At 44.2% G+C, this 17,877-nt stretch carries 20 protein-coding genes; 14 read left to right on the forward strand and 6 right to left on the reverse strand.

Annotated features, from left to right (window positions below; all coding sequences use genetic code 11):
• The first annotated feature begins 58 nt into the window (after positions 1-58).
• From P8S55_RS05760 to P8S55_RS05785, 6 genes are all read left to right on the forward strand, one after another.
• Positions 59-439, forward strand: coding sequence for a transcriptional regulator (locus tag P8S55_RS05760; RefSeq protein WP_289223287.1), 381 nt, complete (start codon positions 59-61; stop codon positions 437-439).
• A 53-nt stretch (positions 440-492) separates the two neighbouring features.
• On the forward strand, positions 493-723 hold the full coding sequence (locus P8S55_RS05765; protein ID WP_289223288.1) for a type II toxin-antitoxin system ParD family antitoxin: 231 nt from the start codon (positions 493-495) through the stop codon (positions 721-723).
• Complete coding sequence (locus tag P8S55_RS05770) at positions 720-1,022, forward strand: type II toxin-antitoxin system RelE/ParE family toxin (RefSeq protein ID WP_289223289.1); 303 nt, start codon at positions 720-722, stop codon at positions 1,020-1,022. Before P8S55_RS05765 ends, P8S55_RS05770 begins: the two co-directional genes overlap by 4 nt.
• Positions 1,023-1,544: 522 nt before the next feature.
• Positions 1,545-2,180 (forward strand): TetR/AcrR family transcriptional regulator, encoded by a 636-nt coding sequence (locus tag P8S55_RS05775; protein WP_289223290.1) that lies wholly within the window; start codon positions 1,545-1,547, stop codon positions 2,178-2,180.
• Positions 2,181-2,219: 39 nt separating this feature from the next.
• Positions 2,220-3,275 carry an MBL fold metallo-hydrolase gene (locus P8S55_RS05780; protein ID WP_289223291.1) on the forward strand — a complete coding sequence of 352 codons (1,056 nt, stop codon included), beginning with the start codon at positions 2,220-2,222 and terminating at the stop codon, positions 3,273-3,275.
• A 53-nt stretch (positions 3,276-3,328) separates the two neighbouring features.
• Positions 3,329-4,573, forward strand: coding sequence for a TIGR03862 family flavoprotein (locus P8S55_RS05785; RefSeq protein ID WP_289223292.1), 1,245 nt, complete (start codon positions 3,329-3,331; stop codon positions 4,571-4,573).
• On the opposite strand, the gene P8S55_RS05790 is transcribed toward P8S55_RS05785, so the two are convergent.
• The 3 genes from P8S55_RS05790 to P8S55_RS05800 all read right to left on the reverse strand — a co-directional run bounded on the left by P8S55_RS05790 (position 4,559) and on the right by P8S55_RS05800 (position 9,032).
• Entirely contained in the window at positions 4,559-5,245 is a 687-nt protein-coding gene (locus tag P8S55_RS05790; RefSeq protein ID WP_289223293.1) for a response regulator, read from the reverse strand. The genes P8S55_RS05785 and P8S55_RS05790 overlap by 15 nt on opposite strands.
• A gap of 10 nt (positions 5,246-5,255) precedes the next feature.
• Positions 5,256-6,686 carry an ATP-binding protein gene (locus tag P8S55_RS05795; RefSeq protein WP_289223294.1) on the reverse strand — a complete coding sequence of 477 codons (1,431 nt, stop codon included), beginning with the start codon at positions 6,684-6,686 and terminating at the stop codon, positions 5,256-5,258.
• A 102-nt stretch (positions 6,687-6,788) separates the two neighbouring features.
• The gene (locus P8S55_RS05800; RefSeq protein ID WP_289223295.1) at positions 6,789-9,032 is read right to left on the reverse strand and encodes an Orn/Lys/Arg family decarboxylase; all 2,244 of its coding nucleotides are present in this window, start codon (positions 9,030-9,032) and stop codon (positions 6,789-6,791) included.
• A gap of 249 nt (positions 9,033-9,281) precedes the next feature.
• Here P8S55_RS05800 and P8S55_RS05805 point away from each other — a divergent pair, with 249 nt between their 5' ends.
• From P8S55_RS05805 to P8S55_RS05815, 3 genes are all read left to right on the forward strand, one after another.
• Positions 9,282-9,506: a hypothetical protein gene (locus P8S55_RS05805; protein ID WP_289223296.1), complete on the forward strand. Its 225-nt coding sequence runs from the start codon at positions 9,282-9,284 to the stop codon at positions 9,504-9,506.
• 171 nt (positions 9,507-9,677) lie between these two features.
• Positions 9,678-9,923 (forward strand): DUF4282 domain-containing protein, encoded by a 246-nt coding sequence (locus P8S55_RS05810; RefSeq protein WP_289223297.1) that lies wholly within the window; start codon positions 9,678-9,680, stop codon positions 9,921-9,923.
• Positions 9,924-9,959: 36 nt separating this feature from the next.
• On the forward strand, positions 9,960-10,445 hold the full coding sequence (locus P8S55_RS05815; RefSeq protein WP_289223298.1) for a YajQ family cyclic di-GMP-binding protein: 486 nt from the start codon (positions 9,960-9,962) through the stop codon (positions 10,443-10,445).
• A 9-nt stretch (positions 10,446-10,454) separates the two neighbouring features.
• Here P8S55_RS05815 and P8S55_RS05820 read toward each other — a convergent pair whose 3' ends face one another.
• A complete protein-coding gene (locus P8S55_RS05820) occupies positions 10,455-10,967 on the reverse strand; it encodes a hypothetical protein (protein ID WP_289223299.1) in 513 nt (170 codons plus the stop codon).
• Positions 10,968-11,045: 78 nt separating this feature from the next.
• Here P8S55_RS05820 and argB point away from each other — a divergent pair, with 78 nt between their 5' ends.
• Together argB and P8S55_RS05830 are read left to right on the forward strand one after the other, a co-directional pair.
• On the forward strand, positions 11,046-11,960 hold the full coding sequence (argB, locus tag P8S55_RS05825; RefSeq protein WP_289223300.1) for an acetylglutamate kinase: 915 nt from the start codon (positions 11,046-11,048) through the stop codon (positions 11,958-11,960).
• Positions 11,961-12,052: 92 nt separating this feature from the next.
• On the forward strand, positions 12,053-12,814 hold the full coding sequence (locus P8S55_RS05830; protein WP_289223301.1) for a sulfite exporter TauE/SafE family protein: 762 nt from the start codon (positions 12,053-12,055) through the stop codon (positions 12,812-12,814).
• Positions 12,815-12,820: 6 nt separating this feature from the next.
• Here the strand turns inward: P8S55_RS05830 and P8S55_RS05835 are convergent, their stop codons facing one another.
• Entirely contained in the window at positions 12,821-13,375 is a 555-nt protein-coding gene (locus P8S55_RS05835) for a SixA phosphatase family protein (protein WP_289223302.1), read from the reverse strand.
• Entirely contained in the window at positions 13,376-14,014 is a 639-nt protein-coding gene (gene pyrE / locus P8S55_RS05840) for an orotate phosphoribosyltransferase (RefSeq protein WP_289223303.1), read from the reverse strand.
• Between the two features lie 352 nt (positions 14,015-14,366).
• On the opposite strand from pyrE, the gene P8S55_RS05845 reads away from it, so the two are divergent.
• The 3 genes from P8S55_RS05845 (at position 14,367) to gdhA (ending at position 17,865) form a co-directional block, all read left to right on the forward strand.
• Positions 14,367-14,894 (forward strand): hypothetical protein, encoded by a 528-nt coding sequence (locus tag P8S55_RS05845; protein WP_289223304.1) that lies wholly within the window; start codon positions 14,367-14,369, stop codon positions 14,892-14,894.
• Between the two features lie 2 nt (positions 14,895-14,896).
• Complete coding sequence (locus tag P8S55_RS05850) at positions 14,897-15,970, forward strand: flavodoxin domain-containing protein (RefSeq protein WP_289223305.1); 1,074 nt, start codon at positions 14,897-14,899, stop codon at positions 15,968-15,970.
• A gap of 545 nt (positions 15,971-16,515) precedes the next feature.
• Positions 16,516-17,865, forward strand: a complete 1,350-nt coding sequence (gdhA, locus tag P8S55_RS05855; protein WP_289223306.1) for an NADP-specific glutamate dehydrogenase — start codon at positions 16,516-16,518, stop codon at positions 17,863-17,865.
• The last annotated feature ends 12 nt before the right edge of the window (positions 17,866-17,877 follow it).

Genomic DNA, 17,877 nt, shown 5'->3' on the forward strand with positions numbered 1-17,877 from the left:
AAACTTATGAACTTTGTTAGGGCTTCATATAACTTTCTGTTACATGAATGAAGCCCAAATGTTTAGTCAACGCCTACAAGATTCCATGCTAAAAGCGGGTTATGAAATCCGACCTGTTGTGCTGGAAAGAGAATTTAACCAACGTTATTGGGGCAAGTCTGTTACCGTCCAAGCCGTTAGACGCTGGTTATTTGGTGAAGCGATACCCAATCAAGATCGCCTGCAAGTGCTCGCTGAGTGGTTGAATGTCGATCCGCATTGGTTGCGGTTTGGCGAGAAGTTATCTGGCTCGGTACAACAACAGCGCAAACGCTGGGATGCGAATATGACCCCGCAAGAACGCCAGGTGGTGGAAACCTTTATGAGCCTGCCGCCTGAGAAGCGCAAAATGGTTGGCGAAATTGTGTTTGCGTTTGCACAGTCTCAAACGAAATCTTGACTTATGACAAAGATTGCCATAAGGTAAGCTGGTAAATTTTATTGGAGAAGATGATGGCTACCATGAATATTTCGTTACCGGATAAAATGAAAAACTGGGTTGAAGAGTCGGTTCAGACCGGGCTCTATGCCAATGCGTCGGATTATGTTCGCGACTTGATTCGTCAGGATCATCAAAAAATGGCGGCATTACGCCAAGCATTAATCGAGGGGGAAAACTCGGGTGATGCCGCTGAGTTTGATTTAGAAGTGTTTATCAATACCAAAAAACAAATCGCGCAATGAAGATTGAGCTGAAGCCCAAAGCACAAGATGATTTAGGCCAGATTTGGGACTATACCTGCCAACAATGGGGCACAATGCAAGCTGAAACCTACATTCGCAACATTTGGCAAACCATTGAAAGTTTAAAATCCCGTTACAACGCTTCACAAAGTATCGATTTTGTTCGAGCAGGTTACCGTAAAATTCAGTCCGGTTCCCACGTTATCTTTTTTAAACATACGATTACAACAATTACGATTATCCGCATCCTACACCAGCACATGGACACTGCGCGGCATCTTACTTCCGTGACAGATTAAAACTACCAGGCCTGGTGATGCGATGATTTCAAAGTGCCAGCTGGGTTTGTTTTTAGTCTGTTGCCAACTGGTCGCGGAACACCTGCTCGAACATCGGCACCAGATATTATTGGTGGATAGCTGATTACGCTGAATGTGATAAGCAAAATAAGCTGTATAGAAAGCTAGCCCATAAAAAATGATATTTGTTGAACTGGCATGAGATCCGGTTAGTGTTTCTGTCAACCCAAATAATGAGTTTAAGGATATGCTAAAAATTAACACCGACACCATAACGGGTATTGTAATTTTTGAAATGACCTCAATGCCACTGCATGAGGTCATAGTTAAACCTATCTGGCTCGCATAAAGATAAATCAGCCCTATAAAAACTCAATAGCGAGCGCTCCAGTCGTTGGGTGAGCTCTTTTTGCTTGCGTTTGAACTTTTTTAACAGCTTCTGGCCAAGCAAAATTTTATTGATGGTTGGATTGAAATATTTAGGGTTAATAATGCTTTTAATAAGACTACAAACACAATAGAATGAAAGTTCATTCTACTACTGGTGTGTTGAGCTTCATGGTTGTTTCTAGCGTATTTTTTGAGCATCAGCAAGGCTCACCCTTACAAACTAAAGTGCTTAATAGTGCCCTCAAGCTGTTTGTGGAACAAGGTTTTCATAAAACATCTATTCCCGATTTAGTGACTCAGTCTGGGGTCAGTATTGGGAGTATTTATAAACATTTTGGTGACAAAGAGGGTGTGGCAAAAGAGTTAATGACGCGTTTGTTTGAGGCGTTGTCGCAACAGCAACTCGCCATCATTGCGCAACATTCACGGGTTCAAAATCAATATCGCGCCCTAGTAGAGTGGATGTTTAATTTTGCGTTGGAATTTCCCGATGTGATGGCATTTTTACTTTATGCTAGGCATCAGGACTTTTTGCCGGATACTCGTTCGGCCTGTTCTGCCAAGCCATTTATGGTGTTGCGAGATGTTATTGCACAGGGCATTGCGCAAGGTGAGATAAAGCAACAGGATGCGTTAATTATGGCGGCCGTGGCATTCGGTCCCGTATTGCGCATTTTGCAGCTTTATTTAGATGGTGTGTTACCTAAGCCCCTGGCTGACTACCGTGACGAGTTAATTCAGACGAGTTGGCAAGCGATTGCAAGATAGACGATTCAAAACAAAAACTAGATAAAAAGGAAGATAATCATGATGAAACGACGCAACTTTTTACTCGCTGGCCTTGGTGGTGCCGCCGCACTGACTAGCGCTCAGACTTTGGCACAAGATCCGTTAGCACGAGCCTTACTACACTATATACAAGAGCTGGAGCGTGCCGAACGCCAAGCCGGTTATTTAGGGCCTCGCATTCATATTCCGCAAGCACAAAAAGTCACCGATGGTGTTTATACTGTGGTGGGGAGTATGATCTGGCACAACCCGAGCAACTATGGCTTGAATAACAACTTAAGTTTTTTGGTTTTTGAAGATGGTGTTTTTGTGTTTAACGGCAGCGCCAACCCCGCCTTATCGCAGGCACTGCACCGCCAAATTCAGCAGGTGACTGATAAACCGGTCAAATGGGTGGCGGTGGAAAACCACCAAGGCCACGCCCATTTAGGGTCCAGTTACTGGTATGACATGGGCGTGCGTAATTTCTACTCGAACCGCCAAGCTCATGCGGATTTTAGTGCCAGTTGGGATATTATTAAAGACCGCTGGTCTCGCGCAGTCGGCCATCAGTTAACCGCTCCGGCCTATGACATTTCAGATGAATTTACCGTGTTTGATGAACGGATGGATGTTGATGTGGGCGGCGGTGAAGTGGTACAGATGCATTATTTTGGAAAGGGGCATACGCCAGGTTCGACCTCCTTGTACATTCCTTCACGCAATGTGGTTTTCCCAGGTGACAACGCCTATGAAAGTCGGATGTTGGCCTTGTTCAGCTACACCGACACCCAAGCTTGGGTAAAAACTTTTGAGCGCTTTATGGACTTTACTCCTGAGGGTACCATTGTTGTGCCGGGTCATGGTGTGCCAACCGATATGGCGACGGTTAAACGGGATACCTATGACTATTTAAAATGGATGCATGAAAAAGTGCAAGCCGTCATTGAACAGGGCGGTAGCTTGCGCGATGCTGAAAACATTGATCAATCACAGTTTAGTCATCGTGAAGTTTATGCGCAAACCTATGCGGGAAATGCGCGCCATATTTATCGTGAACTTAAGGGATTGGATTTAGGTAGTGCGGTTGATTAATTGACGCGATGAAGTCAGTCAAACCCCGTCTTGCACGGGGTTTTTTCGTTATAATGGCGAAAATTTTTGAGGTTAAGCATGTGAAGCAAGTCGTTATTATCGGTGGAGGGCCAGGTGGGTTAATGGCCGCAGAGGTATTATCGCAACATCCTGGCTTGGCCGTTACGGTTTATGATGCTATGCCTTCGGTGGGGCGAAAATTTTTGCAGGCAGGGCGGGGCGGGTTAAATATTACCCACGCAAAACCGTTTGATGATTTTATGGCTTCCTATGCTGAGGCTAAAACTCAAATTGAGCCTTGGGTTCGAGCATTTCCTCCTGAAGCCGTGCGTGCTTGGGTAGAAGGTTTTAGTATTGCTACGTTTGTTGGCAGTTCAGGACGTGTTTACCCCCAGGACATGAAAGCGGCACCGTTGCTGCGGGCTTGGCTCAAACGTTTACGTGCGCAGGGGGTCGTGTTTGCGATGCGCCATCGTTGGCTGGGTTGGGATAATGCTGGCGCGCTTATATTTGAGGCCGCTCAAAGCCATGTTACCCGTTCGACAGACTTTACGCTTTTAGCACTAGGTGGAGCAAGTTGGCCGCATTTAGGCTCTAACGGGGAATGGGTACAGGCCTTTTCTGCCGATCATATCGCGCCTTTTTTACCCGCAAATTGTGGGTTTGATTTAAATTGGTCGCCGGCGTTTAAGGATAGGTGCGCGGGTCAGCCACTCAAATCAGTGATATTGAAAGTTAACACACCTCAAAACACCTGGCAGCAAAAAGGCGAGTTATTAATCACCGAACAGGGCATTGAGGGTAGCTTAATTTATAAAGCATCGCGTCTATTGCGCGACAGTCTTGATGAATGGGGCCATGTAGATGCGCAACTTGATTTAATGCCTGATACTAAGCTTTCTGGGCTTGAACAAAAGTTATGCAAACCTCGTGGAAAGCTTTCGTTGTCGAACTTTTTTAAACGTGCAGGGGTTGATTCGCTTCGGCTTAATTTACTTCGTGAGCAACTGGACAATAATGAATTAAAACAGCCTATGCGGGTGGCAGCACGTTTAAAGTCCTATCCCTTAGCCATCATTAAAGCCCGTCCGATTAGCGAAGCGATTAGTAGTGCGGGTGGTTTAAAGTTTGAGAGCTTAAATCAGTCAGGGGAAATAATTAGCAGGCCTGGTTGTTATGCGCTTGGTGAGATGCTGGACTGGGAAGCGCCAACCGGCGGTTATCTTCTAACCGCCGTGTTAGCTCAAGCACGCTTTGTTGCGCAACAAATAGTTAAAAAAACGCTAACCAGCCGTTAGTGTAGGCTCGTCGTCTAAAATTTCAAATTTATAGCCAATGCCATAAACCGAGTGGATGACTTCGTCGTCGGGCCAGGCCTGGTGAAGTTTTTGACGCAGTTTTTTGATGTGGCTGTCAACGGTACGGTCCGAAACGACCCGGCCGTCTTGATAGATACGTCTCATTAGCTGGGTGCGTGAGAAAATTTGACCGGGATGTTCAAATAACACTTGGAATAACGCAAATTCGACGGATGTCAGCGCCACGCTTTTTTGTTGGTATTGAACTTGAGAGCGTGATTCATCAAGCAGCCAATCCGTTGGCGCTTGAAGCTCGTAATGGCGACGCAGCACAGCCTTAACACGTGCCACAACTTCTCTGGGACTAAAGGGTTTGCAGATATAATCATCGGCGCCAATTTCTAATCCAAGAATTCTATCGAGTTCTTCAACACGAGCAGAGACCATAATAATCGGGACTTGAGAGGTTTTACGGACTTGCTTGCAAATCTCTAATCCGTCCATTCCGGGCAGCATAATATCGAGCAATATTAGGTCAGGTTGGTTTTGCTTTATGGTTTCAACAGCGTTGATCCCCGTGTTTAGGTGTGAAACCTGATAATCGCTCATTTTCAGGTAATCACTTAATAAATCAGCAATGCGTTTTTCATCTTCGATAATCAGAATATTCATCTGTTTTCTCCTACAAGGGCAATTCAATTTGAATGAGTAGTCCACCCATTGGACTTTTATTTGCGCTAATTGTCCCTTGATGTGCCTGGACAATTTGTTCCACTAAGGCGAGGCCAATACCTGCCCCGCCAAATCGACGATTACGCGATGCTTCAGCACGATAAAAGCGCTCAAATAGTCGCGCAAGCGCTTCGTCACTTACGCCCGGTGCTGAGTCTTCTATCGCCAGTTTAAGTTGTTTATTTGTTTTGAACAAGGAGACTTTGATTTGACCGGGTGCATCGGTGTAGGCAATACTATTATTTACTAAATTAGTAATCATTTGTTGTAAGCGGTCGGCATCTCCACAGACTTTAATCGGCTCTTTAGGCAGGTTTAATATCAATTTCAAGCCTTTTTCTTGTGACAAATAGTGGAAAGGTTCAATGGTTTGCTTTAGAAGTAAACCAAACTCTAAGGGAACCATTTGGTATTGTAAACCACCGACATCACTCAGTGTGATTTGGTAGAGATCATCAACCAGACGATTTAGATGCAAGACTTCACTATGAAGAAAATCAAGGTTATCGGTGTTTAGAGGTCGAACACCATCACGCAATGCTTCAATATCACCACGTAAAATGGTTAAAGGAGTACGTAGCTCATGTGAGATGTCTGCAATCCATTGGTTACGGCTTTGTAGGTTCTTTTCTAAGCTAATGGCAAGTTGGTTAAAGTCTTGTTGCAATTGACCGAGTTCATCGCGACGATTGACCACTAAGCGGGTATCAAAATGGCCAGAGGTGAGTTGACGCATCCCTTCTGTAATGGATTGAATCGGCTTAATAAAGTAATGGCCAAAAGGTAAAAGCAGCAGACCCGATAGTAATACCACGATGATAACGCCAACGGTCAAAAGTGCGCGTTGACGTTCTGCGAGTTGAATATCAATTGCTTCAGTTAGTTCTGCACGATGACTATAGCCAATGTAGCCAACAGTTTGGTTATTGATTTCTATTGGAATATAGAGTGTTCGGGTTTTAGTTGGACGTCCAAACATACAGGCCTGGTTGGTGTCTACTAGGCTTAAACGTTGCTCCGCCAAGTCTGGATGACGTTGTTTAAACTCGGAAAAAGGATACTGTAAAAACATATCGACGGGCACAAACGTTTCAGTGAAGTCGACACGGGTGGATACGGCTACAATTTTTTTCCAGGTTACTATGTCGATAAACCCTAGATCGGTTTGGCTTTTTTCTTCTAGTACAAATTGAATATTGTTTTTAATCCGCTTTAGGTGTTGTTGATCACGTTGATCAACGTATTCAATCAAACTGTTTTTCAGCATGTAATGATTAGTGGTTACTGTGCCCATTACAAGCAGTAAACCAAATACTAATGAAAGTGCGATAAGTTTGAATTTAAAATTGAGCATAATTGAGTTTGACTTTAATAAAATCAAAATTCTACTCCTGATAGCCAAGTTAATTGAGTAAAAACAGCGAATAACCCTAGTATAAATAGTAAAAAGCCCGCGTAAGCGGGCTCTTGTTTTGGGAGTGGGTTATAGTTTTACACAATCCATCGAATAGACCAACTTGCCATCGCGCTCATCCTGAACTAACCCGTGAACATCGGTTTCAAAACCAGGGAATTTCTGGTTAAAGGCTTGCGCAAAGCGCAGGTAATCCAGAATCTTCTTATTCACGCGCTCTCCAGGAATTAACAGAGGAATGCCCGGTGGATAAGGTGTTAGCAGAACAGAAGTAATACGTCCTTCTAAGTCATCAATATCTACCCGTTCAATTTTATTGTGTACCATCATTGCATAGGCATCTGCAGGCTTCATTGCAGGTTCCATATGAGAGGTATACATTTCAGTGGTTAAACGCGCCACATCGTTTTCACGATACATACCATGGATGGCGTCACACAAATCTTTTAAGCCAATTTTTTCATAGCGGGGGTACTTGGCAATAAATTTAGGCAATACACGCCATAGTGGCATGTTGCGGTCATAATCGTCTTTAAACTGCTGTAGTGCGGTCACCAGTGTGTTCCAGCGGCCTTTAGTGATCCCTATCGTAAACATAATAAAGAAAGAGTAAAGGCCGGTCTTTTCAACAATAACACCGTGCTCCGATAGGTAGCGGGTCACTATGGCAGCCGGAATCCCGTTGTTTGAGAAATTACCATTTACTGCCAGGCCTGGTGTAATAATGGTGGCTTTAATCGGGTCAAGCATATTAAAATTATTGACCAAGTTATCAAAACCATGCCAATCATCATCAGCACGTAGCATCCAGTCATCGCGTTCACCAATCCCTTCCTCTGCTAACTGGTCAGGCCCCCATACTTTAAACCACCAAGAATCACCAAACTCCTCATCGACTTTACGCATCGCACGTCGGAAGTCTAAAGCCTCTGCAATGGATTCTTCGACCAATGACGTACCTCCTGGCGGCTCCATCATCGCTGCCGCGACATCACAACTGGCTATAATGGCATACTGGGGGCTGGTAGAGACATGCATTAAGTAGGCTTCGTTAAAACGGCCACGATCTAAATGGCGCTTATGTGATTCTTGCACTAAAATTTGACTCGCTTGACTTAACCCAGCGAGCAACTTGTGGGTTGACTGACAGGCATAAACCATTGGCCCTTCGGAGCGCTGGGTATCGCGACCTATCGCGTGCATGCCTTTGTAAAATTCATGGAAGGTTGCATGAGGTAACCAAGCCTCGTCAAAATGCAGGTTTTCAATCGATTCACCGAGTATTTTTTTAATCGTGTCGACGTTATATAAAATACCGTCGTAAGTGCTCTGGGTAATGGTTAACATTTGTGGCTTGGCGTTAACGTCTTTTACCAGCGGATTGGCTTTTATTTTTTGGCGAATGGTTTGAGGGTCAAATTCTGACTTGGGTATCGGCCCAATAATGCCAAAATGGTTACGTGTAGGCATTAGAAAAACCGGAACCGCGCCAGTCATAATAATCGAGTGGAGTACCGATTTATGGCAATTACGATCCACCACCACAATATCATCATCCGCGACATTCGCATGCCAAACGATTTTATTTGAGGTTGAGGTGCCGTTGGTGACAAAAAACAAATGGTCTGCGCCAAATATGCGCGCCGCATTATGTTCAGAGGCTGCGACGGCGCCAGTATGGTCAAGCAATTGACCTAGTTCATCCACTGCATTACAGACATCGGCACGCAACATGTTTTCACCAAAAAACTGATGGAACATTTGCCCGACCGGACTTTTTAAAAACGCGACACCTCCTGAATGGCCTGGGCAATGCCATGAGTAAGAGCCATCGGCGGCATAAGCGGTTAAGGCTCGGAAAAAAGGCGGTGGCAAGCCTTCAAGATACACACGCGCTTCACGGATAATATGGCGTGCAACAAACTCTGGCGTATCCTCAAACATATGGATAAAGCCATGCAGTTCTTTTAAAACATCGTTTGGAATATGGCGCGAGGTACGGGTTTCACCATAAAGAAAAATCGGAATATCCGCATTGCGGTGACGAATTTCGCCTACAAATAAACGCAGCTTTTCAATCGCATCATCTTTGATATCTTCATTCGCAAACTCATCATCGTCAATGGATAAGATAAAGCAAGATGCGCGGTTTTGTTGTTGCGCAATCATGGCCGTATCGCCAAAGCTGGTGACACCTAAGGTTTCGAGACCTTCTTTTTCAATGGCATCGGCTAGTGCACGAACGCCCAGCCCGGAGGCGTTTTCAGAACGAAAATCTTCGTCAATAATGACGACGGGAAAACGAAATTTCATAAGCCAGCGCTTCCTTGTTACCGCGTGAATAAAATACTTTTACAATCTGCATTATACAAAACAGTACCCTAAATTAAATGAAAGTTTTGCTAATCACTCAATAAAAAAACACTATCATTGGAATCTATCATTAGATTGGTCAACCAAACATAGGGATGAGGCGTGACACGTCAGTATTTTTGGATAGGCTTTTTATTGGCGGTAGTAAGAACTTTGGCTTAAATCGGGCGCGCTGTTTTTAAGCAGCCTTTGACTGTTAAAATTGTGCTTGCCCGGGTTTTTTCCTATTTTGGTATCTGGTTATTTAGTGCCCAAGAAGCCAGTTTTGGTGGAGAGGGCGTGGCATTGGGAATACTAGTGGTTGCGCTAGCTGTGTTTAGTTTTGCATTTTATGTCTTATTCAGCCGTAAGGTCATTGTCGTGGTGGGTAGTCAATGGTTTACAGGTTGGGCCATGATTGCAGCGTGTATCTGAATCATTATCTTTTTTAGTTTTAGATTAGATTTTAGCCAATTCATGCTGAATGCTGATAAACTACCATGAGAATTTTTACTAGCTACATTGAGTAGGGTATTCCCAGCTTTATGTTGGTCATGGTCGGTGTGGGTAGTTTGACAATTAAACGCCCTAAAAAGGAGTGTCCCCATGTTTAAATCTATTTTGTTCTTTGATTCCATGCTTACGCCTAAAATTATTACGGCGGTTTATTGGTTGTTATTAGGCCTGGTTGTTATCTCTGGTTTGGGTGCCATGTTTGCACAAAACTTTTTGGTAGGGTTATTAATTATTCTATTTGGTGCTATTGGTGTCAGAATTTGGTGTGAACTGTTAATTGTTTTGTTTAAAATTAATGATAACTTGAAAAAAATGACTGATAAAACACAAGATTGATAGAATAGCGGTTTTTGATTTTAGAGGATACAGGTTATGCCGTCATTTGACATCGTTTCAGAAGTGGATAAGCACGAGCTTGCTAACGCGGTTGATCAGGCGAATAAGGAAGTGACGACACGATTTGATTTTAAGGGAACTGATTCCAATTTTGAGTTAAAAGAGTTGGAAATCAAAATGAACACTGAGTCAGAATTTCAGCTGGATCAAATGTATAACGTATTGACGTCTAAGCTAAGTAAGCGAGGGATTGACTTGCGTGCGATCGAACTTAAAGACCCAGATGTTCAGCTTAAAACGGCTAAACAAACTGTCATCGTTCATCAAGGGCTAGATACCCCGGTAGCCAAAAAAATTATTAAAATGCTTAAAGATGCAAAACTTAAGGTGCAAGCGCAAATTCAAGGTGATTCCGTTAGGGTGACAGGTAAAAAACGTGATGACCTACAAGAGGCCATTGCTTTGTTAAAGTCACAAGAAAATTTTGAGCGCCCTTTGCAATTTAATAATTTCCGCGAATAAATTGAGCATTTAAAACTCAAACATATCCAAGGTGCCAGAAGGTAATAGCGAGCTGGCACTTTGCACTCGTCCTAACATCCACGCCATAAACAAGCTCACTTCACGCATATTCACCTGTTCATCAATAAAGGTGATAGACGACTGAACTTCTGCGGCTTTATTACCTGGTTGCATAATATATTTTGCACAGGTTAGATGGGTATTGAGATTTGACAGGGTAACAAATAGTTCGGGGTTATTAATGTACTGCGGTTTAATGGGATAAACTTGACTCACAATAATTCGACTCAGGTGTCCTGGTCGAATACGTGGTTCCATAATAAAAGCATGCTGGCCATAAAACACTTCTAATTGATGTTTGTTGATGGGTTTGGTGATATAGCCCTCGTTTTCGAGTGCCTGTGCTAACTCTGCCAGGGCTTTATCTTGTGCGCTGAACTGGATAAAGGATTGGTTTTTTGTGGGTTGGCTGGCACAAGAGGTGAGCAAAACCAATAAGATAAAGCTGGCGAACACACGCATTTTTTGAGTTCCTATATTATTTGTAGTAATTCTGGGTAAAATACCACTTTCATTAACCAATTAACAGGCGAACTGGCCATGAGAGTGCAAAAAACTATGAATCTGAACAAAGACCAAGCACAAAACATTGCCTCGGTATTAGCCGAAGCCCTCCCTTATATCCAACGCTTTGCGGGTAAAACCATTGTGGTGAAGTACGGCGGTAACGCGATGACCGAAGACCATTTAATGGCTAGTTTTGCACGCGATATTGTATTAATGAAACTAGTAGGTATGAACCCAGTCGTTGTGCATGGCGGTGGTCCACAAATTGGTAACCTGCTCAAACGTATTGGCAAGGAGTCGGAATTTGTCCAAGGCATGCGCGTAACCGATACCGAAACCATGGATATTGTTGAAATGGTGCTTGGCGGCTTGGTTAACAAAGAAATCGTCAATCTGATTCATCAGCATGGCGGTAATTCGGTGGGTCTGACGGGTAAGGATGGTAACTTGATTATGGCTAAAAAGCTAAAAGTGACCAAGCATACACCTGATATGGATGCGCCTGAAATTATCGATATCGGCCATGTGGGCGAGGTATCAAAAATTAATACCGGCGTAATTGATATGTTGATTCAAGGTGATTTTATTCCAGTGATTGCACCGGTAGGGGTTGATGAGCAGGGCTGTTCTTATAACATCAATGCTGATTTGGTTGCGGGCAAGATCGCTGAAGCGTTACAAGCAGAGAAACTAATGTTGTTGACGAATACCGCTGGTCTGCTGAATAAACAAGGCGAGCTATTAACCGGACTTAACGCCAAAATGGTCGATGAGTTGATTGCTGATGGCACGATTTATGGCGGTATGTTGCCAAAAATCCAATGCGCATTGGATGCGGTTCAGGGTGGGGTTAAAGCGGCACATATTGTTGATGGTCGCGTTGAGCATGCGGTGATGCTCGAAGTCTTCACTGACGAAGGTGTTGGCACACTGATTACCGCACGTTAGGTTTAGCCTCTGTACCCTGTCTTAAAACAAGGCGAAGTCTGCTAAAACAGGGTTCGCCTTTTTATCAAATCCTTATGTTCAGCTAGGTTCTCATGCTTGACCAGATTCTGCTATTTTTTATTTCGCTGGTTGCTAATCTGCTATCCGCTTTAGCTGGCGGGGGTGCGGGGTTGTTGCAGTTGCCTGCCTTGTTGTTTTTGGGGTTACCGTTTGGCGTGGCGCTGGCGACACACAAGGTAGCGAGTGTGTTTTTGGGTTTGGGCGCGAGCGCGCGGCATTGGCGCAGTTCGACATTGGAATGGCGGTTTGCGCTATTTATTTTGGCCTGCGGTTTACCTGGGGTAGTTCTAGGTGCGAGTTGGATTTTACAAGTTGATGAACGCTTAGCGACGTTTGCACTGGGGTTACTCACGCTTGGCTTAGGGATTTATTCATGGCTTAAACCCGAATTGGGTCAGGTGTTAAATCCACAGAATCGTCATCTATCCGGTTTTGTTATGGGTGGGGTGGTGATTCTCTTTATCGGAGTGTTAAATGGTTCGCTTACCTCGGGTACAGGCTTGTTTGTTACTCTCTGGTTAGTGCGTTGGTTTGGTCTAGATTACAAAGCCGCCGTGGCTTACACCCTAGTGCTGGTCGGTATATTCTGGAACGGTGCGGGCGCGATTACGCTTGGTCTTTTGGGTGATATCCAATGGAGCTGGCTGCCCGCACTGATTTTGGGTTCGCTGATCGGGGGTTATTTGGGTGCGCATTTGTCGATTGTCAAAGGCAATAAATTGGTCAAACGTGCATTTGAGGTGATTACGGTATTGGTTGGCCTGGCACTTATTAACCAGGCCTGGTTGATGTGAGGCTAATTACTCAGCTGTTTGCGCTGCTTGGTTAAGCGCTCGCGGGCGAATAATTTGTTCTAGCTCAACCTTTGCTTCTGGCTGGTTGTTCCAGCTACCTTGCCAGCTAAACTGGGCGAGCGCGCCAGTAGGCATTATTTTGTCTGCTTGAAGTAAAGGATGCAGTTCAGAATCTGGGCTCTGATTCGTTAGTTGCATCACCAGCTCCTCAAAACCAGGGTTATGCCCAATCACCATTAGGTTGTGTATGCGCTTATTCACTGTGCCAATCAGCTCCAGAATGCGTTCAGGCTCCGCATGATAGAGTTCGGGCAGAATCTCAATCTTTAATGCCATACGTTTGCTGAGGCGTTGGAGGGTTTGCTGGGTGCGTTTGGCGCTTGAACAAAGCACTAAATCGGGGCGAACGCTATTGTCTAACATCCAGTTAGTCATGTCTTTTGCTGCCTGTTTGCCACGCGGGGCGAGGGGGCGGTCATGGTCGGCCAGAAATAGATTGCTCCAATCCGATTTGGCGTGACGCCAGAGGTAAAGCTGGCGTAGGTTGGTTGAGGCTGTCATTTATTTGACACCGTAGTTGGTGCGATAGGTCATCATGGCTTCAAGCGCTTGGCGGTCTTGGTTTTGTTCGGTTAAGTATGCAATCAAGTCGTTGAGATTTAGAATGCTCATCACGGGCAAGCCATATTGTTGCTCGACTTCTTGGATCGCCGACAAATCGCCCTGTCCGCGCTCCATTCTATCCAGAGCAACCAGGACACCAGCCGGTATTGCACCATGTTGTTGAATTAAATCAATCGATTCACGAATTGCGCTACCCGCGGTAATTACATCGTCAATAATCAAAATACGACCTTGTAGGGTGTGGCCTACAATTTGACCACCTTCGCCGTGGTCTTTGATTTCCTTGCGGTTGAACGCATAGGGTTTGTTGATGCCGTAATCACGCGCCAAGGCCACACTGGTGGTGGCGGCCAATGGAATGCCTTTGTAGGCCGGGCCAAACAACACATCAAACTCCACACCAGATTCCGCAATCGCATGGGCGTAAGCTTTAGACAGTTGGTCAAGGTGTTCGCCGGTGTTAAACAAGCCCGCGTTAAAAAAATAAGGGCTAATGCGGCCTGATTTTAGGGTGAACTCTCCCCATTTTAAAACACCTACTTCGCGGATGAAGTTGATAAATGCATTGCGTTCCATAATGACCTACGTCTAGTAATAGTAAAAATCTAATCATAAATGGCTGCATCATGTGGCGCAAGTGTTTTTAGATTTAATATTCCAAACTTCAATTGAGCGATTTAAGGGCTTTTTTGTTATTTTTTTTGTAATAAGCTATGGGTTTCTACTGGGATGAGAAAAGTTTTCTGCTAGAATAGAAAAAACGTTTAGCCTAGTATGTAAATTTTAAGTTGGTACAGGGTTTGCTAAAGCGTTCTAAGTATTACAGTTAAGCAGCTTTAAACTTAGTAAGTTTTTAAATTAGTACGGCCAAGTTAAGTTTTTATCTGCAATTAAGTTTTCAACCCAAGACGAATTATAGGAAAGTAGTATGGCCATTGATATGAGGACTATTGAACCACTCGGCTCAAAAAGCGCGTTACTCGAGCAGGCGATGCGTCGTAACAAGGGTTCATCAAGGTCGAACAATGAACACCTTTTTAGTGACCTAGATATGTCGGATATGTTGCCTGCTGATTTTGATTGGTTAAAGCAAGATAAGGATGCGATCGAAAACTTGGTTCGGCAGATGGATGCTTCAATTGGACAATTGAATGAGCAATTACGCGACATGGGCCGACAAACCCGAGCCATTGACCAATTTACGCGTAAGTCTAAAACCCAGTTTGAAGATGAGCAGAAACTACTGTTTAAACAGATACAAACCCTCAACTCACTCCTTAAGCGTCAACTCGATATCCTTAATGGTGTAGAGCGCCAAATTCAGCAAGTAGAAATAAAGCAAAATAATTTTTTACCTCACTTAGGCATAGGCCTTATTGCGGGCTTAATGTCAGCGGTTACCATTTTGATCAGCGCACCTTTGGTGATGATCGCTGTAGATTATTTCCGCGCCTAGCGATGTTTTTAACTGTTTTAGAGCAAATAAACCTGACGCCGTCAGATGCGGACTCCCCGAGTTTCTTAATTAAGTTAGGCGCAAATGGCGTCTTAAGTTATGAGGCAGGGGATTGGGTGACTGTTAAAGGACAAAATCCTAGATCACTTGTTTTAAAGGTTATGGATTGTTTGTCTTTAAACCCTCGTGACAAGATTGATTTGCGTCGCCAAGGTGAGGTGACCATTGAGCAGGCCCTAACCCATTACCTTGAGCTCACGCTTGTTGATCCAGCTATATTAAATAAATTGATTCGTCATTATGGCTACCAGGCCTGGTCATCTCGAGCTGAGATGCAGCACTATGCCGAGGGTCGCGATGTTTTGGACTTGCTTTTGGCTTTTCCTAAGTTGTGCGCAATGGGGAAGGCGTTTTTGACGTTGCTGAGTCCACTTGCCCCTCGTTACTATTCGACTGCGAGTTCACCGACCATTTACCCCAATGAAATTCATTTGCTCTACAAGGCTATTCGTTTTTATTCGGATCAACGCGTGCGGTTGGGGGTGACCTCCAATACCATGGCGCAGGCAAAGCCTGGCGATCAACTAGACGTTGAAATTAAGCCGAATGCGCACTTTAAATTACCTGAGAATCCACGTACGGCGATTGTTATGATGGCTGCGGGTACCGGCTTGGCACCGTTTTTAGGTTTTATGCAGCAAAGAGTAGAGCAGCCGTCGGCATCTAGAAATATAGTGTACTTTGGCGAAACCCATCGACAGACTCGATTTTTATGCCAGTCTAGCTTAGAAAGCTGGCAGCGACAGGGCGCATTAGGCTTGTATACTGCGTTTTCTCGTGACCAGGATACTAAGGTTTATGTGCAGGATTTGTTAGCAAAAAACCTGGACTGGCTTGAGCTATGGCAATCCGGTGCTAACCTGTATATTTGTGGTGATAAGCTAGGCTTAGCTCAGGGGATTGAGCAGCAAATTAAACAAATCTGGATGCAGCACTTTAATTGGGATAGTGCGCAAGCTAACCAGGCCTGGTTAGAGGCAAAACAACAAAAACGTATTCAGTTGGATGTGTATTAAATAACCGTTTGAATAAATTGTTCTGGTCAAGCTTTTTGGACACTTGGTTTTTACAGTTTTCACACTCATAGGCGATAAATCACCATTCGATGTATGAAGCCTAATTAAGCTGTATTAGCGCATGTAGTTAGTTACATCATGATATTCAACTACAACCAACCTTGAGGGGTCTTTAAGTGGGTAATGTTATCCGCCCAACCTTGATTAATCGTGGCTGGATAAAGCCCATCTTAACCAGCTTGTCTGCCATTCTGTAACCTTGCTCGGTCACTAAGGCGACGGCTTCTTTTTTAAACTCATCGTTGTAAGTTTTATAAGTTTTTTTGAGTCATAATCACTCTTAGTTCGACAATGTCTATTGTGTCTTATAGAAGTGTCCGTTGCTATTAGCCCCGTTCTGGCGTGAATAGGACTTCCATTTATATACAGATTTAAGTATTCGATTGATTATGTATTATAATTATTACCAGACCCCAAAATATGGGGTTTTTTTATCACTCAATAAGCATGCTTTTTATTACGAGCCTGCGAGGAAGGTTTTAACTATGACTCAAAAATTAGAAGACAGCTTGGGTTTAATCTATCAAGAGGTGTTGAAAAGAAATCCGGGCGAGCCCGAGTTTCATCAAGCAGCACTTGAAGTTTTTGAAAGTTTAAATCCAGTAATGGCCAAACACCCAGAGATTGCGAAGAAAAAGATACTACAGCGTATTTGTGAGCCAGAGCGTCAAATTATTTTCCGCGTTCCTTGGGTGGATGGTCGTGGCGAAGTGCAAGTAAATCGTGGTTTCCGTGTCGAGTTTAATAGTGCATTGGGTCCCTATAAAGGTGGGATACGTTTTCATCCTTCGGTTAATTTAAGTGTTATTAAGTTTTTGGGGTTTGAACAAATCTTTAAAAACTCCCTAACGGGGTTACCTATCGGTGGCGGTAAGGGCGGCAGCGATTTTGATCCAAAAGGTAAGTCAGATAACGAGATTATGCGCTTTTGTCAAAGTTTCATGACTGAGTTGTATCGTCATATTGGCGAGTATACTGATGTGCCGGCCGGTGATACCGGTGTGGGTGCGCGTGAGATTGGTTATATGTTTGGTCAGTATAAGCGTATTACTAATCGCTATGAGTCTGGTGTATTTACAGGTAAGGGCGTAGCTTGGGGCGGGGCGCTTGCACGTAAAGAAGCAACGGGTTATGGCACGGTGTTTTTTGCACAGGAGATGCTTAAGGCGCGCGGTGACAGCTTGGAAGGCAAAAAAGTCATCGTTTCTGGCTCGGGCAATGTGGCCATCTATGCGATCGAAAAAGCCATGGCCTATGGTGCAAAAGTGATCGCTTGTTCTGATTCTAGTGGTTATATTGTCGATGAGAAGGGGCTAGACTTAGATATTATTAAGCGCTTAAAAGAAGTGGAGTATGCGCGTATTGAAAAATACGCTGAAGAAGTTAAGCATGCTAAATTTATTCAAGGCGGCTCAATATGGTCTGTGCCTTGTGATGTGGCTTTGCCATGTGCAACACAAAACGAGTTAAATGCAAAAGATGCAGAAATGCTGGTTAAGAACGGGTGTAAAACGGTTGCCGAGGGTGCAAATATGCCTTGTACACCGGACGCCATTCGTGTGTTGCAAACAGCGAAAGTTTCTTATGGTCCTGGAAAAGCGGCCAATGCGGGCGGGGTCGCGACAAGTGCGTTGGAAATGCAGCAGAATGCAAGTCGTGATTCATGGACACATGATTATACCGAGGGGCGTTTGAAGGAAATTATGATTAATATTCATAAAACCTGTTTTGAAACGGCAGAAGAGTATGGTTGTCCCGGTGATTATGTGATGGGTGCGAACATTGCTGGTTTCTTGCGTGTAAGCAATGCGATTGATGCGATGGGTGTTATTTAGTCCAAACGTGTT

This window comes from Thiomicrospira sp. R3, assembly GCF_029581415.1.
GTDB lineage: Bacteria > Pseudomonadota > Gammaproteobacteria > Thiomicrospirales > Thiomicrospiraceae > Thiomicrospira.

What these genes read in the sequence shown, in the direction of transcription:
- P8S55_RS05760 (WP_289223287.1), top strand. Translation starts at nt 59, where the DNA reads ATGTTTAGTCAACGCCTACAAGATTCCATGCTAAAAGCGGGTTATGAA.
- P8S55_RS05765 (WP_289223288.1), top strand. Translation starts at nt 493, where the DNA reads ATGGCTACCATGAATATTTCGTTACCGGATAAAATGAAAAACTGGGTT.
- P8S55_RS05770 (WP_289223289.1), top strand. Translation starts at nt 720, where the DNA reads ATGAAGATTGAGCTGAAGCCCAAAGCACAAGATGATTTAGGCCAGATT.
- P8S55_RS05775 (WP_289223290.1), top strand. Translation starts at nt 1,545, where the DNA reads ATGAAAGTTCATTCTACTACTGGTGTGTTGAGCTTCATGGTTGTTTCT.
- P8S55_RS05780 (WP_289223291.1), top strand. Translation starts at nt 2,220, where the DNA reads ATGATGAAACGACGCAACTTTTTACTCGCTGGCCTTGGTGGTGCCGCC.
- P8S55_RS05785 (WP_289223292.1), top strand. Translation starts at nt 3,329, where the DNA reads ATGGCGAAAATTTTTGAGGTTAAGCATGTGAAGCAAGTCGTTATTATC.
- P8S55_RS05790 (WP_289223293.1), bottom strand. Translation starts at nt 5,245, where the DNA reads ATGAATATTCTGATTATCGAAGATGAAAAACGCATTGCTGATTTATTA.
- P8S55_RS05800 (WP_289223295.1), bottom strand. Translation starts at nt 9,032, where the DNA reads ATGAAATTTCGTTTTCCCGTCGTCATTATTGACGAAGATTTTCGTTCT.
- P8S55_RS05810 (WP_289223297.1), top strand. Translation starts at nt 9,678, where the DNA reads ATGTTTAAATCTATTTTGTTCTTTGATTCCATGCTTACGCCTAAAATT.
- P8S55_RS05815 (WP_289223298.1), top strand. Translation starts at nt 9,960, where the DNA reads ATGCCGTCATTTGACATCGTTTCAGAAGTGGATAAGCACGAGCTTGCT.
- P8S55_RS05820 (WP_289223299.1), bottom strand. Translation starts at nt 10,967, where the DNA reads ATGCGTGTGTTCGCCAGCTTTATCTTATTGGTTTTGCTCACCTCTTGT.
- argB (WP_289223300.1), top strand. Translation starts at nt 11,046, where the DNA reads ATGAGAGTGCAAAAAACTATGAATCTGAACAAAGACCAAGCACAAAAC.
- P8S55_RS05830 (WP_289223301.1), top strand. Translation starts at nt 12,053, where the DNA reads ATGCTTGACCAGATTCTGCTATTTTTTATTTCGCTGGTTGCTAATCTG.
- P8S55_RS05835 (WP_289223302.1), bottom strand. Translation starts at nt 13,375, where the DNA reads ATGACAGCCTCAACCAACCTACGCCAGCTTTACCTCTGGCGTCACGCC.
- pyrE (WP_289223303.1), bottom strand. Translation starts at nt 14,014, where the DNA reads ATGGAACGCAATGCATTTATCAACTTCATCCGCGAAGTAGGTGTTTTA.
- P8S55_RS05845 (WP_289223304.1), top strand. Translation starts at nt 14,367, where the DNA reads ATGGCCATTGATATGAGGACTATTGAACCACTCGGCTCAAAAAGCGCG.
- P8S55_RS05850 (WP_289223305.1), top strand. Translation starts at nt 14,897, where the DNA reads ATGTTTTTAACTGTTTTAGAGCAAATAAACCTGACGCCGTCAGATGCG.
- gdhA (WP_289223306.1), top strand. Translation starts at nt 16,516, where the DNA reads ATGACTCAAAAATTAGAAGACAGCTTGGGTTTAATCTATCAAGAGGTG.